This is a genomic window from Pseudomonas sp. WPR_5_2 (assembly GCF_003634475.1).
Taxonomy (GTDB): Bacteria; Pseudomonadota; Gammaproteobacteria; order Pseudomonadales; family Pseudomonadaceae; genus Aquipseudomonas; species Aquipseudomonas izuensis.
This window is the reverse complement of the sequence record NZ_RBLA01000001.1, coordinates 159,263-173,038: the sequence shown is the minus strand read 5'-3', so window position 1 is coordinate 173,038 and position 13,776 is coordinate 159,263. Positions and strand designations below refer to the sequence as shown.

Annotated in this window: 9 protein-coding genes; 3 read left to right on the top strand and 6 right to left on the bottom strand. The window is 63.4% G+C overall.

Going from position 1 to position 13,776, the window contains the following annotated elements; translation table 11 throughout:
* Window positions 1–17: 17 nt before the first annotated feature.
* From BJ917_RS00755 to BJ917_RS00745, 3 genes are all read right to left on the bottom strand, one after another.
* On the bottom strand, window positions 18–2,510 hold the full coding sequence (locus BJ917_RS00755; RefSeq protein ID WP_121101035.1) for an RND family transporter: 2,493 nt from the start codon (window positions 2,508–2,510) through the stop codon (window positions 18–20).
* Window positions 2,510–3,595, bottom strand: coding sequence for a glycosyl hydrolase (locus BJ917_RS00750; protein WP_121101032.1), 1,086 nt, complete (start codon window positions 3,593–3,595; stop codon window positions 2,510–2,512). Before BJ917_RS00750 ends, BJ917_RS00755 begins: the two co-directional genes overlap by 1 nt.
* Before the next feature lie 99 nt (window positions 3,596–3,694).
* On the bottom strand, window positions 3,695–5,389 hold the full coding sequence (locus BJ917_RS00745; RefSeq protein ID WP_121101029.1) for a DUF1302 domain-containing protein: 1,695 nt from the start codon (window positions 5,387–5,389) through the stop codon (window positions 3,695–3,697).
* Between the two features lie 222 nt (window positions 5,390–5,611).
* Between BJ917_RS00745 and BJ917_RS00740 the strand changes: the two genes are divergently transcribed.
* Complete coding sequence (locus BJ917_RS00740) at window positions 5,612–6,673, top strand: MBL fold metallo-hydrolase (RefSeq protein ID WP_256658477.1); 1,062 nt, start codon at window positions 5,612–5,614, stop codon at window positions 6,671–6,673.
* A 170-nt stretch (window positions 6,674–6,843) separates the two neighbouring features.
* On the opposite strand, the gene BJ917_RS00730 is transcribed toward BJ917_RS00740, so the two are convergent.
* Window positions 6,844–7,587 (bottom strand): SDR family NAD(P)-dependent oxidoreductase, encoded by a 744-nt coding sequence (locus tag BJ917_RS00730; RefSeq protein ID WP_121101024.1) that lies wholly within the window; start codon window positions 7,585–7,587, stop codon window positions 6,844–6,846.
* A gap of 298 nt (window positions 7,588–7,885) precedes the next feature.
* Between BJ917_RS00730 and BJ917_RS00725 the strand changes: the two genes are divergently transcribed.
* A complete protein-coding gene (locus BJ917_RS00725; RefSeq protein WP_121101021.1) occupies window positions 7,886–10,582 on the top strand; it encodes a LuxR C-terminal-related transcriptional regulator in 2,697 nt (898 codons plus the stop codon).
* Between the two features lie 93 nt (window positions 10,583–10,675).
* Entirely contained in the window at window positions 10,676–11,830 is a 1,155-nt protein-coding gene (locus tag BJ917_RS00720) for an iron-containing alcohol dehydrogenase (protein WP_121101018.1), read from the top strand.
* A gap of 242 nt (window positions 11,831–12,072) precedes the next feature.
* On the opposite strand, the gene BJ917_RS00710 is transcribed toward BJ917_RS00720, so the two are convergent.
* Both BJ917_RS00710 and BJ917_RS00705 read right to left on the bottom strand, forming a co-directional pair.
* Window positions 12,073–13,014 carry an electron transfer flavoprotein subunit alpha/FixB family protein gene (locus tag BJ917_RS00710; protein WP_096511606.1) on the bottom strand — a complete coding sequence of 314 codons (942 nt, stop codon included), beginning with the start codon at window positions 13,012–13,014 and terminating at the stop codon, window positions 12,073–12,075.
* The gene (locus tag BJ917_RS00705) at window positions 13,014–13,763 is read right to left on the bottom strand and encodes an electron transfer flavoprotein subunit beta/FixA family protein (protein WP_121101013.1); all 750 of its coding nucleotides are present in this window, start codon (window positions 13,761–13,763) and stop codon (window positions 13,014–13,016) included. The genes BJ917_RS00710 and BJ917_RS00705 overlap by 1 nt, the downstream gene beginning before the upstream one ends.
* Window positions 13,764–13,776 lie beyond the last annotated feature (13 nt).

Genomic DNA, 13,776 nt, shown 5'->3' with positions numbered 1-13,776 from the left:
CTTATGAATTCAGGGGGTCAAACGGGGTTCGGATCGGCCTGGGTGCACTGCACGGTCCGGGCCTTGGCTTCGAGGGCGACCGATGTTTCGCCGGCTGGCGGCAAGACCACCGGTGAACCAAAGACGTGCACATCGCGCAGCAAGAAGTGAGAGAGCGCCGGGATCAGGGCCAGGGCGCCGAGCATGTTCCACAGGAACATGAAGGTCAGCAGGATGCCCATGTCGGCCTGGAACTTGATGGGCGAGAACGCCCAGGTGATCACACCCGCCGCCAGGGTCACACCCACCAGCGCCACGACTTTGCCGGTAAAGCGCAGGGCATGACGGTAAGCTTCGGCCAGGGTGTCGCCGGCACGCTGGCGCGCCAGCTGGATACTCAGCAGGTACAGCGCGTAGTCCACGCCGATGCCCACGCCCAGGGCGATCACCGGCAGGGTCGCGACCTTCACGCCCATGCCCAGCAACACCATCAACGCTTCACAGAGAATCGAGGTGATCACCAGCGGCACCACCGCCACCACCACCGCCCGCCAGCTGCGGAACGTGATGAAGCACAACACGATGACCGCCACGTACACGTACATCAGCATGGTCAGGTTGGCTTTCCTGACCACGATATTGGTCGCCGCTTCGATCCCGGCGCTGCCGGCGGCCAACAGGAACTGCCGCTCCGGCGTGCTGTGCGCGGTGGCGAAGGCTTCGGCGGCCTGCACCACTTGGTCCAGCGTCCGGGCCTTGTGGTCGGTGAGGTACGCCACCACCGGCATCACCGAGCAATCGTTGTTGAACAGCTCCGGGTTGCTGGTGCTCGCGGTGCGCGCCGCATAGTTGAGGACGTCCTGATTGGGCGAGATCGACATCCACTTGGGGCTGCCCTCGTAGGAACCCGCCGTGATCTTGCGCACCGCATCGGCCAGCGACACCGTGCTCTGCACCCCCGGCACTTGCTGCAAGACCCAGCCCAGTCGATCGGCCTCAACCAGCGTCTGGTATTCAAGACAGCCTTCGGCTTTGGTCTTGACGATCACCGCGAACTGGTCCGAAGACAGCGAGTACTTGCTGTTGATGTAGGCGTTGTCCAGGTTGTAGCGCGAGTTAGGCCGCAATTCCGAGGCCCCGGCATCCAGGTCGCCGATCTTGAGCTGGGTACTGACGACAAAGCCTGCCACGGTGAGAATGGCCGACACCACCAGCAACGCCGCCGCCCAGCGGCGCTCGGTGAAGCGCTCGAGCAGCCGCCAGAGGCCACCGGCCTGGCGCTGTTCTGCGCGCAGGCTTCTGGCGGCAGCCTTGGGACTGACCCCGGTGTAGGACAGCATCACCGGCAGCAGGATCAGGTTGGTGAACACCAGCAAGGCAACGCCGATTGAAGCAGTGATCGCCAGGTCCTGGATCACCGGAATATCGATCAGCCTCAACACCCCGAAGCCCACGGCGTCGGCCACCAGTGCGGTGACCCCTGCCAAAAACAGGCGGCGGAAGGTATAGCGCGCCGCGACCAGTCGATGGGTACCGCGCGCCACGTCCTGCATGATGCCGTTCATTTTCTGCGCGCCATGGGACACGCCGATGGCGAACACCAGAAACGGCACGAGGATCGAGTAAGGGTCCAGCGCGTAGCCCATCCGGGCGATGAGACCGAGTTGCCAGAGCACCGCGATGCAGGAGCAACCGAGCACCAATGCGGTGCTGCGCACACAACGGGTCCAGGCAAAGATGATCAGCGCGGCGATCACCGCCGCCACGGCGAAATACAGGATCATCTGCTGCAGGCCATCGAGCAGATCGCCCACCACCTTGGAGAAGCCGACGATGCGGATGTCCAGGTCGGCAGTGCCCTGGGTGCCGGAATACTGGGCGCGGATGCTCTCCAGGCGCTTGGACAATTCCCAATAGTCCAGCGGCTGGCCGGTGGCGGTGTCCTTGTCCAGCAAGGGCACGAAAATCATGCTGGAGCGGAAGTCGGTGCCCACCAGGTTGCCCAGCAACTGCGCGCGGCCGATGTTCTGGCGCAGTGCGTCGATGCTGGCTTGCGAACCGGTGTAATTGTCGGGCATCACCGGACCGCCGGCGAACCCCTCTTCGGTGACTTCGTTCCAGCGCACCACCGGCATCCACAACGACTTGACGTTGGCCCGGTCGACACCGGGGGTCAGGAAAAGCTCGTCGTTGATCTGCTTGAGCGCTTGCAGGTAAGCGGGATCGTAGATATCCCCCGAACGGTTCTGCACCACCACGCGCACAGCATTACCCAGCCCCTTGAGCTCGGCGCGATTGTCCAGAAAATTGCGGATATACGGCTGGTTCAGGGGAATGGTTTTTTCGAACGCGGCATTGAGTGTCAGCCGGGTCGAATCCCAGCCCAGCACCACCGTGACCAGGGTGCAGAGGAGGATCACCAGCAGGCGGTGGTTGAAGATCAACCGTTCGAGGCGACTGCCCGACTGGTGATTGAAGTCATCGAGATTGCTGATGGACTTCAGGTTGTCGCGGGTGTTGTGGGTAGCCATTACTGCGCTCCGGCTTTCTTGTTCTGTTGCAGGCTTTGCACACGCACGCCCCCTAGCCCGGCCAGGGCGACGGCCCCGTCGGCGGCGGGTGCCACTGCGAAGTTGGGCGCCACGCGGTCCATCGGGACGCGGCTGAAAGTCGCCCCGCGGTCGGTGGAACGCAGCAGTTGACCGGTCTGGCTGGCCAGCACGATCGAGCCGTCGTCGACCATCAGGCCGCTGGTGATGCCGTCGCTGATCCCGGTATCGGCCCTGCTCCAGGTTGTGCCGCCATCGAGGCTGCGCCAGGCGTTGCCACGCAGGCCGTAGACCAACAGCAGATGGTCATCGCCGAGCAAACCAAACAGCGTGCCGTCATAAGGCAGGTCGACTTTCACAAAATGCTGGCGTGCGGCGTCCAGTTTCAGCACCAGCCCCTGCTCGGCGACCATGAACAACGTGCCGGCGGCCGGGCGCAGGCCGTACAGGTGCAGGCTGCGCGGGTTGTCGACCCGATCCAGCCAGGGCACCCAGCTCTGGCCACCATCCCCGGTGCGCAGGATCAGATTGAAGGCACCGGTCACAAAGCCATTGCGCTCGTCGGCAAACCACACATCCAGCAGCGGTTTGTCAGCGCCCTGGGTGGCGAACAGCTCGGCATCCTGTTTCAGGCGTTGCGCCTCGGGGTCATCCGGGTTGGCCGGGTTGCCATAGTGTTTGAGCAAAAGCTCGGCGATCTGTCGGCCATCGAGCTGTTTGCGCCAGGTCTTGCCCGCATCGCTGCTGTGCAGGACGACGCCTTCGTGCCCCACGGCCCAGCCCTGGCTGGCGCTGGGGAATGTCAGCGCGGTCAGGTCGCAACTGACCGGCACCTGGGCCTGGACCCAGGTCGTGTTGTCGTCGGAAAAGAGAATATGCCCACGCTGGCCGACCGCAATCAGCCGTCCGCCGGCTTGGGCCAGCCCATTGAGTGGCGCATGGATCGCCTGGGTGCTTTGCAAAGCAGGAGCGTCCAGGGGCGAGACAAACGCCGGCTGCGCGAATGCCTGTGCGGCCACCAGCGCGATCAGGATCACCAAGGGGGGTAGTAAGCGTTGTTTGAACACCTTGTCACCTCACATCAGTTGCGCGCGAACGCGCATGGCACCGATGGGGGTCCGCAACGGGAGCACCATCGGTGGGCTTGCAATGGCGGCAAGCGCGGCTCAGAGCGTGGTCTTGAAGGTGAAGTACACCGTGCCGCGGTCTTCCAGCAGCGCCTGGCTGCCGCTTGGGGTCAGGGCCGCGCCGGTCAGCGGGTTGGTCGAGAAATCACCGAAATAGTCCACATACTTCAGGTCGAAGCGGTAGCGGCTATAGAGATCGAGCCCCAGGCCGACCGCATAGCTGCCGGCATCCTTGTTACCCCCGGAGGCGACGGCCGAGTTGCCGGAGAGGCCCTGGGAGTAACTGACCGGCATCGACAGGTCGCCGCCGGGAAACACCTGGTACCAGGTCGGTGTGAAATTGACGGCGATGCCATAGGCATCCCGGGACACATCGTCGATGTTGGTGGGCACCGCTTTGTAGGCGGACGAGCCCTTGAACAGGTTCAGAGGGTCGGAATTGACCGAAACCCATCGGCTCCAGGTCAGCTCGGTAGACCAACTGGCGCTGTCGAACAGCGGCGTCGGGCTGACAGTGCCGATGGCGTTGAGCACACCGTGCAGGGTGTCGCCACGGGCGCCGAGGATGTCGCCGTCGTCCGGCAACTGCGCCGTCGAGGTCACCCGTGCCGCCGAGCTGACCAGCGGCATGTTGTGCCGGTAGTCCAGGTCGGCACCGACACTGACCCCGCCGATTTGCTTGGACAGGCTGATGCCATACATGTCGATCTTGTCGGCGTAGTTGAGGAAGTACTGCGGGTGCGCGTTAGCCAGCAGGATCACCTGCGGCAAGGTGTCGGAGAACTGGCGCACATAGAAACCCAGGGTGCCGTCCAGCCATTCCGGGCTCCAGCGCGTCATCACGCCCCAGTCGCCGGCGTTGCGCGGTTCGATGTCATCGCCGTGGGTGGCGCGCAGGGTCGGGCTGAGGATGAACGACTCGCCACCTTGCTGGTAGATATCGGCGAAGCCCAGGTAGCTGCCGGCCTCAGGCACCCGCGATGGCCGCCATTCGAAGAAGTACTGCGCCGCGAACGACCACTCGGGGCTGGCCTGTAACTGCGCGGAAATCTGGTTGCGCGGCAGGTACAGCTCCTTGGCCTCGATCCCCGGCAAGGCCAGCGCCTTGCCCTGGTCCAGGGGGGCCTGGCCATAGGAGATGCCATGAATGGCGCCGGCCCCCAGCAGCGATTCGCCCCAGTTGATGGTATGACGACCCAGCCGCGCCTTGAGCGGCATGTCGCCCAGGTCGTACTGGCCGAAAACGAAGGCGTCCATCCATTCGCCCGACGGACCTTCATAGTAGCGGTTGGTGTAACGGCTCAGGCCCGTGGCCGGGTGACCGTTGGAGTCGAGGTGGTTGGAAGTGGCAACGCTGTCGTTGTCCAGGTCCCCGGCATAGGCGGCGTCATACCACAGCGCGGCACTGACACGCGCGCCGTACTTGCCCTTGTAGATGAGGTCCGACTCGCTGAGAACGTCCAGGCGATTGTTGACCAGCCGGTGCTTGTCGAAGTTGCGGTCGCCGTCATCGTTGTTCGGGTTGGCCAGGATCGCCTTGTCCTGCCCTTCGGTGCGCATCCCCAGGTTGTAGCGCAGGGTATTGTCCCAGCGCAGTTGGAGGTCTTCGTTGCCGGTATCGATCTCGACGGCACCGGCGCTGCCGCAGGCGATCGCGCACATGGCCACGACCGTTGCACGCAGTGCATGAGAATTGGCGGGATGACTTTGATTGGATTTGTTTTTGTTATTCATCTGGGTGTCTCCTCCCCTGGGTTGAACCTGGACCTCCAGGTTCGCAAGCCGCTCGATCAGTGATCGATTGCCCCGAAGGGTGCCAGCGTCATGCCGCTGTCCTCCCCCCCCTTTCTGAAAGGGGGGTGTTCCCCTACCCCCCTCCCGGTAAAGTCGATTACATGGAGCTGAATGCAGGCCTGTACCGGACGCGTCGGCGATAAAACACTCAGGAGAAAAATGATGGACGACACCTCGAACAGCCCCGGCGCGCCGATCAGTTACCCCTGCGCCACCTTGCCGTCGCCTGGCGTGCCTGAGCAGATTGTTCCGGGCGTGAATTGGCTCAGGTTGCCGCTGCCAGTGTCGCTGGGGGCCATCAACGTCTGGCTTCTGGGCGACGGGCCTGGCACCACCCTGGTCGATTGCGGCCTTTACGATGATCAGACGGTCGCCCTTTGGAACACCCTGCTGGCCGATGCCCTGCAGGACGCACCACTGACCCGGATCATCGCCACCCACTTGCATCCCGACCATGTCGGCATGGCCGGCTGGCTGAGCCGCCAGACCGGCAGCCGCTTATGGATGACGCGCCTGGAATACCTGCAATGCCGCATGCTTGCCAGCGACAGCGGGCGACCGGCACCGCAAGAGACGCTGGCGTTCTACCAGCGCGCCGGTTGGGACGAACAGACCCTGGAGCTTTATCGCCAGCGCTTCGGCCGTTTCGGTCGCATGATCTCGCCCTTGCCCGACAGCTACCGGCGCATTCGCGACGGCGAGCGGCTGGACATCGGCGGACATGGCTGGGAAGTGGTGGTGGGCGCCGGTCATTCGCCGGAACACGCCTGCCTGTACGACGCGGACCGAAAGCTGCTGATATCCGGCGACCAGGTGTTGCCGCGCATCTCGTCCAACGTGTCGGTACAGACGAGCGAACCGGATGCCGACCCGATGAGCGACTGGCTCGAGTCGTTGAGCACGCTACGCCGCCGTGTCCCGGACGACGTGCTGGTATTGCCGTCGCACAACAAGCCATTTCGTGGCCTGCACACGCGGATCGGGCAATTGCAAGCCGATGCCCTTGGCGCGCTGGAGCTTCTGCGCAAGGGCCTGGATGAGCCCAAGCGCGTTGTCGACCTGTTTGAGCTGCTGTTCAGTACAGCCGTGCGCAACGACGATCCCTCTCGACTCACCCTGGCGACCGGCGAGACCCTGGCGTGCCTCAATCACCTGTTAATACGCGGCGAGGTCAGCGCCAGCCTCGACGAACAAGGCGTGGCCTGGTATCGAAGCGTGACCTGATCAATGTGAGAGGTTCCATGGTTGAAGGAAAGCATCTGAGCGACCGAGATTCCCTGTGGGAGCGAGCCTGCTCGCGAAGAGGCCCTCACATCCAACATCCATGCTGACTGACCCACCGCTTTCGCGAGCAGGCTCGCTCCCACATGGGGGTCGCGAACTACCCCATCAGATCAACGGGTGCCGCACTGGATATCCAGGGTCAGCCCGTTGAGATAGGCATTCTCCGCCACATGCTGCACCAACGCGGCGAACTCTTGCGGGTGGCCCATGCGACGCGGGAACAGCAACCCGTTGACGATGGTTTCGGACACTTTTGCCGGCATACCGGCGGACATCCCGGACTCGAACAGGCCCGGTGCCAGGCTCACCACGCGGATGCCATGTTCGGCCAGGTCGCGGGCGATCGGCAGGGTCATGCCGATAACGCCGGCCTTGCTGGCGCTGTAGGCCGCTTGCCCCATCTGGCCCTCGCGAGCCGCGCCCGAGGCGGTATTGATGATGACACCGCGCTCGCCCGTTGCCTCGGGATCGTTCGCGGACATGGCCAATGCGGCGTGACGGATCATGTTGAACGTACCCGTCAGATTGACGCCCAGCACCCGGTTCCACAGATCCGTGGGAAACAACTGGCCTTTGGAAAGGGTCTTGCACGGCCCCAGGATGCCGGCACAGTTCACCGCCACATGCACCGCACCGAAGCGTTGCACCACCGTCTCGATACCCGCCTTGACACTGGCTTCGTTCGAAACGTCGACGGCGATGCCGGGAATGCCATCGAGCGCCGCGTCGAGCCGTTGCTGATCGAGGTCGAAACCCACCACCCTGGCACCGGCTGCCGCGAGCGCCTTGCAAGTGGCCAGGCCAAGCCCCGATGCCGCGCCCGTGACGACGGCTACTTTATTATCCAGTTTCATCGTGATTCCTTCGTTGGCACCCGGAATGGGGGCTTGGCCAGATCTTAGAAAACAAGACCACCTTCGCGTCCCTCCCTTTGCGGATGGCCAAACACCACGAGCCCCCTGTAGGAGCGAACCTGCTCGCGAAGGCGCCAGTACATTTAACATTTTCGGCGGCTGACACACCGCCATCGCGAGCAGGCTCGCTCCCACAGGGGCTCAAATGGCACTATCGTAAGATCTTGACCTGCATCGACAGGTTGGCTAGTTTCGCCCGGCGCGAGAGTCGCCGTGACCGTGGCGCGAGGATAAAAAGTTGCCGGACACCCCCGCCAGACACCTGGTCTCCACCAAGTTTTCACCCCCGCGCATCGGCACCCGCCATGTGGCGCGCAGCGCCCTGCTCGCGCAACTCAAACGCATGCATCACTGCACCCTGGCGCTGGTCACCGGCGCAGCCGGTTATGGCAAGACCACCCTGTTGGCCCAGTGGCGCCAGGATCGCCTCAAGGCCGGTGCGGAAGTCGCCTGGGTTTCGCTGACAGTCGACGACAAGGGTTACACGGCCTTCTGCACGGCATTTCTCGAAGGCATGCGGCGCCTGGGCATCGAGGTCGACATCAACCTGTTGCGCGAAGACAACACGCTCAGCGCAATAGAAGCCTCGGTCGCCATCATCGTCGATGCGGCCGCCATGCTGAGCAAGGAGCTGTACCTGATTGTCGACGACTACCATCATGTGGAAGCCCCCCATGCCCACAAACTCATCCAGAAACTGCTCGACCAGAGTCCGGGCAATCTGCACCTGGTGCTTGCCTCGCGGGTCAACCCGCCACTGAGCCTGTCGCGCCTGCGGGTCATGGACCAGGTGGTCGAAATCGAAAGTGCCGAACTGCCATTCGACCTGGCCGAAACCCGCACCTTCGTGGAAGAAAACCTCGGTGCCGACAAGATCAACGCCGATGAACTGAGCCTGATTCATGAGCTGACCAGCGGCTGGCCGTCCTGCCTGCAACTGATCGTCATCATGCTCAAGAACCGTCCCAATACCCGCTCGATCCTCAATGACCTGGTGTGGCGCTCCAGCGACCTGCAGACCTACTTGCGCGAAGAGGTGGTGGCACACCTGCCCATCGAGCTGGTGGAGGTCGCCGAAACGCTGTCGATTTTCCGTCGCTTCAACGCCCCCATGGCCATGGCCGTGACCGGCAATACCGGGGCTGGCGATCTGATCCAGCGCATGGAAGACGAGAACCTGCTGATCTATCGGGTTGACTCCGATGACCGCCTGATCTGGTATCGCTTCCATCCCCTGTTCGGCGAATTCCTCACCGCACGCCTGGAGCACCGGATGCGGGATGTGCGCGCCTTGCATCGCTTGGGTGCCCACTGGTTCGCCGGCCATGACTGCCTGACCGAGGCGGTTCGTCATGCCTGCCTGGCCGAGGATGTCGATTTTGCCATCCAGGTGATCGAACGGACCGCCCCGGCGACCTGGACCCTGGACTACCTCGCCCCGACCTTGCGCCTGCTGGAGCGCTTGCCCGAGGACGTGCTGTTTCGCCATCAACGCCTGCTGTTTCTGGCCTGCCTCACGGTGTCGCTGACCTCGCGCCCAGGCCGGGCGAAATCCTGGCTCGGTCGATTGCAGGCCAGCGACCTGAGCGAACATCCCGAGCTGGCCAGCGGCCTGCCGTTGATCCACGGTGCCATCGCCGTACAGGACGACGACAGCGAACGTGCCATCCGCCTGCTGGAACCGGTGCGCGATGCACCGATGGAAAACCCCTTTTTGCGCTATGTGTTGCTGGCAGCACTGGCCGTGGCCTATACCACGGCGGGTCGCTACGCCGATGCCCGGCGCCTGTTCGACATCCATCCGATCCCGCCGCAGGATCGCGGCAACGACATGGCGCTGGTGGCAGAATCCGCTCGCTTGACCACCTACATCGCCGCCGGTGAGATGGGCGTGGCAGAACCGCTGGTGTCCGAATTGCTGGAGCGCTCCACCCGTGAAGGCGGTCCTCGCTCGATCTGCGCCAACCTGTGTGCCAGCCTGCTGGCCGATGCGTTCTACGAACTTGACCGGATCGATGACGCGCGCGAACTGATCGCCAACCGCTTCGGCCTGCTGCACTCCTCTGTTCCTGACGTGATCGTGCGCACCAACATCAGTCGCAGCCGTCTCGACCTGCTACAGAAAGGCCCGGATGTCGCCCTGACCTTTCTGCGCCAGCAAATCGCCCACCTGCGCTGTCTGGGACAGATCCGCCCGGTGGCCCAGCTGTTGGGCGAACAGATCCGCGTGTGCCTGATCAAGGGGCAGCGCAGTCACGCCATGGAACTGTTGCAATCGCTCGAAGCGCTGGCCCGCGAGCACGGCAGCGAACGTGGAGGACGGGCGGAATTGCCGGTCATTGCCACCCTGGCCCGCGCACGAGTGCTCAGCAGCGAAGACTCCCAGGCCGCGCTGCAGGCGTTGAATGAAGTGAAGGACTACGCCGACGAATTCCACCGCGGGCGCCTGGGCGTGCTCGTCGACCTGTTGGCGGCCGGGGTTCTGGAAGATCTCAAGCGCCCCGAGGACTCCCTCGTACGGCTACGTCGAGCCGTGGAAACCGGGCAGCGCCTGGGTCTGGTTCGCACCATGCTGGACGAGGGCGCCTTGAGTGAAAAATTGCTGCCTCGCCTGGCCGGTGGCGACCTGCAAGCGCCTGTGCGCCAGTACGTGGACGAACTCATCGGCAAGCTCACCGGTCCCTGCGCGCCGTCCCCGGCAACGCCACGGATGCGGCGGACCCCGACACCCGGGCAAGCGCCGCAATTGACGCCACGGGAACGCGAGATCCTCAGCCTCGTCGCCCAGGCCATGTCGAGCAAGCGTATCGCCCTCACGCTCGACATCACCCTGGACACGGTGAAGTGGAACCTGCGCAATATCTTCGCCAAGCTGGGGGTTTCCAGCCGTTACGACGCCATGGTCTGGGCGCGCAATCAAAAACTGATCGACTGACCCCTCTCTTCCGGAGGGGGGGAAACCTCGGTATCAGGCACTTAACCTCGCAGGACACTGCCGATCCAACGGCCAATCCACGGGGAAGACGACATGACGCGCCGCCTGCTATTCAAAACCACCCGCTCCATCATCATCGAACGCGGTGCCGCTGCCCGCCTCGCCGAACAGGTCCAGTCCATGGGCCATCGCTCCGTGCTGCTGGTCACCGATGCCGGGGTGCTGGCTACCGGCCTGCTGGCGCCGGTCGAACGCGGGTTCGCCCAACTGGGTATTGCGCTGCAGGTGTTCAGCGACGTACAGGCCGATCCACCGGAATCCGTGATCCTCCAAGCCGTACAAGCCGCCCGCGAGTGCAGCGCCGATTGCGTGATCGGCTTCGGCGGTGGCAGTTCTCTGGATGCGGCCAAGCTGACGGCGCTGTTGGCACGTAGCGAGGAAACCCTGGCGCAGATCTATGGCATCGACCAGACCAATGGCCGACGCCTGCCGCTGATCCTGGTCCCGACCACGGCGGGCACTGGCTCCGAGGTCACCGCCGTGTCGGTGATCACCACCGGCGAAGGCCAGAAGAACGTGGTCATCTCACCGGCGCTATTGCCTGACATCGCCTTGCTGGACGCGGACCTCACCCTGGGACTGCCCCGCTCCGTGACGGCGGCCACCGGCATCGATGCCATGGTGCACGCCATCGAGTCCTACACCTCCAGGCACCTGAAAAACCCCATCTCCGATTGCCTGGCCCGGGAGGCGCTGCGTCTGCTTGGGGAAAATCTGCAGCGCGTTTGCGACAACGGCCAGGACGCAGCAGCGCGCGAGCACATGTTGCTAGGTGCTTGCCTGGCCGGCATGGCCTTCGCCAATGCCCCGGTCGCTGCCGTCCATGCGCTGGCCTATCCATTGGGCGCCCGCTTCCATATTCCCCACGGGCTGTCCAACGCCCTGGTGCTGGCGCCGGTGATGCGTTTCAACCTGGAAGCCGCCGCGCCGCTCTACGCCGAACTGGCCGTTATCCTGCTGCCGGCGCTACAAGGCACGGTGACTGAAAAAGCCATCGCCCTGATCGACCATCTGGAGGCACTACCCGGCCGCCTTGGCCTGCCAACCCGCCTGCGGGACATGGGCATCACGCTGGACGATCTCGATGCGCTGGCCACTGACGGCGCCAAACAGACACGCCTGCTCGGCAACAATCCCCGCGAGCTGAGCCTGGACGATATTCGGGCGATCTACCAGCAGGTGTTCTGAGTGTTGGGGCCAGTGCATCGAATGCGGAGCCTGGTTCCGGGCGACCGCTTTGAGCTTGGCAAAGATCCAAATGTGGGAGCGAGCCTGCTCGCGAAGAGGGCGTGTCAGTCAACATCAATGTCAGATGCCAGACCGCCTTCGCGAGCAGGCTCGCTCCCACAGTGGACCGGGTACATCTGTGAGGGTTACCGCAGGAATGGATATATGCCCAATCCCGCGGTCTTCAACCTTCCCGGAGATGATCAAACCAGCCGCTCAAGCTCCGGCACAGCTTCGAACAAATCCGCCACCAGGCCGTAATCGGCCACCTGGAAAATCGGCGCTTCTTCGTCCTTGTTGATCGCCACGATCACCTTGGAGTCTTTCATGCCGGCCAGATGCTGGATCGCCCCGGAGATGCCCACCGCGATATACAGCTGCGGTGCGACGATCTTGCCGGTCTGACCGACCTGCATGTCGTTGGCGACAAAACCTGCGTCCACCGCCGCGCGCGAAGCGCCGACGCCCGCGCCGAGTTTGTCGGCCAGCGCATACAGGTGCTTGAAGTTGTCGCCGTTCTGCATGCCGCGGCCACCGGAAACGATGATTTTTGCCGCGGTCAGCTCGGGGCGGTCGGACTTGGCGAGTTCCTCACCGACGAAGCTGGAAGTGCCGGCGTCATAGACCGTATCCACGGTTTCAACGCTGGCCGCGCCCCCGACAGCAGCGACCGGGTCGAAACCGGTGGCGCGCACAGTGATCACCTTGACCACAGCGTTCGATTGCACGGTAGCGATGGCGTTACCAGCGTAGATCGGACGCTTGAAGGTGTCGGCGCTTTCGACCGCGATGATCTCGGAGATCTGATCGACGTCCAGCTGCGCGGCAACCCGCGGCAAGATGTTTTTGCCGCTGGACGTGGCCGACGCCAGGACGTGGCTGTAAATCGAATGTTGCTCGATCACCAGGCTGGCGACTAACGGGGCGACGTTCTCCGGGAGTTGATTGGCGTAGGCCGCGTTGTCGGCCACCAGCACTTTGGCCACGCCCGCGATGTTGGCGGCGGCTTCAGCCACAGCCCCTACGCCTGCGCCGGCCACCAGCACGTGAATGTCACCACCGATTTTGCTGGCGGCTGCCACGGTGTTAAATGTGGCCGCAGCCACGACCTTGTTGTCGTGCTCAGCGATTACCAGAATAGTCATCAGATCACCTTCGCTTCGTTTTTCAGTTTCTCGACCAGTTCAGCCACCGACTTGACCTTGATGCCCGCGCTGCGTGAAGCCGGTGCCTCGACGTTCACGGTCTTGCAGGTGGATACGATGGAAACACCCAGTGCATCTGGAGTGACGGTTTCCAACGGCTTTTTCTTGGCTTTCATGATGTTTGGCAGGGACGCGTAGCGCGGCTCGTTCAAACGCAGGTCGGTGGTGACGATGGCCGGCAGTTTCAGGGAAACGGTCTGCGCGCCGCCGTCGATTTCACGGGTGACGGCCACGCTGTCGCCGCTGATGGCGACGTTCGAAGCGAACGTGCCCTGACCATAGCCGCTCAATGCAGCGAGCATCTGGCCAGTCTGGTTGTTGTCGCTGTCGATGGCTTGTTTGCCAAGGATCACCAGTTGCGGCTGCTCCTTGTCGACCACAGCTTTCAACAGTTTGGCAACGGCCAGGGAAGTCAGCTCTTCGGCGGATTCGACGAGGATGGCGCGGTCGGCACCCAGAGCCAGCGCGGTGCGCAGTTGCTCTTGGGCGGTGGACGGGCCGACGGAGACGACGACGATTTCAGTCGCCACACCCTTCTCTTTCAAGCGTACGGCTTCTTCCACGGCGATTTCGCAGAACGGGTTCATTGCCATTTTCACATTGGCGAGGTCGACGCCGGATCCATCCGCCTTGACGCGGACCTTGACGTTGAAGTCGACCACGCGTTTTACCGCAACCATTATTTTCATTGGGGACTCCTCT

Bases quoted from the DNA above. Each gene is read 5' to 3' on its own strand.
- BJ917_RS00705 (WP_121101013.1), bottom strand. From the start codon at position 13,763: ATGAAAATAATGGTTGCGGTAAAACGCGTGGTCGACTTCAACGTCAAG.
- BJ917_RS00755 (WP_121101035.1), bottom strand. From the start codon at position 2,510: ATGGCTACCCACAACACCCGCGACAACCTGAAGTCCATCAGCAATCTC.
- BJ917_RS00740 (WP_256658477.1), top strand. From the start codon at position 5,612: ATGGACGACACCTCGAACAGCCCCGGCGCGCCGATCAGTTACCCCTGC.
- BJ917_RS00730 (WP_121101024.1), bottom strand. From the start codon at position 7,587: ATGAAACTGGATAATAAAGTAGCCGTCGTCACGGGCGCGGCATCGGGG.
- BJ917_RS00710 (WP_096511606.1), bottom strand. From the start codon at position 13,014: ATGACTATTCTGGTAATCGCTGAGCACGACAACAAGGTCGTGGCTGCG.
- BJ917_RS00745 (WP_121101029.1), bottom strand. From the start codon at position 5,389: ATGAATAACAAAAACAAATCCAATCAAAGTCATCCCGCCAATTCTCAT.
- BJ917_RS00720 (WP_121101018.1), top strand. From the start codon at position 10,676: ATGACGCGCCGCCTGCTATTCAAAACCACCCGCTCCATCATCATCGAA.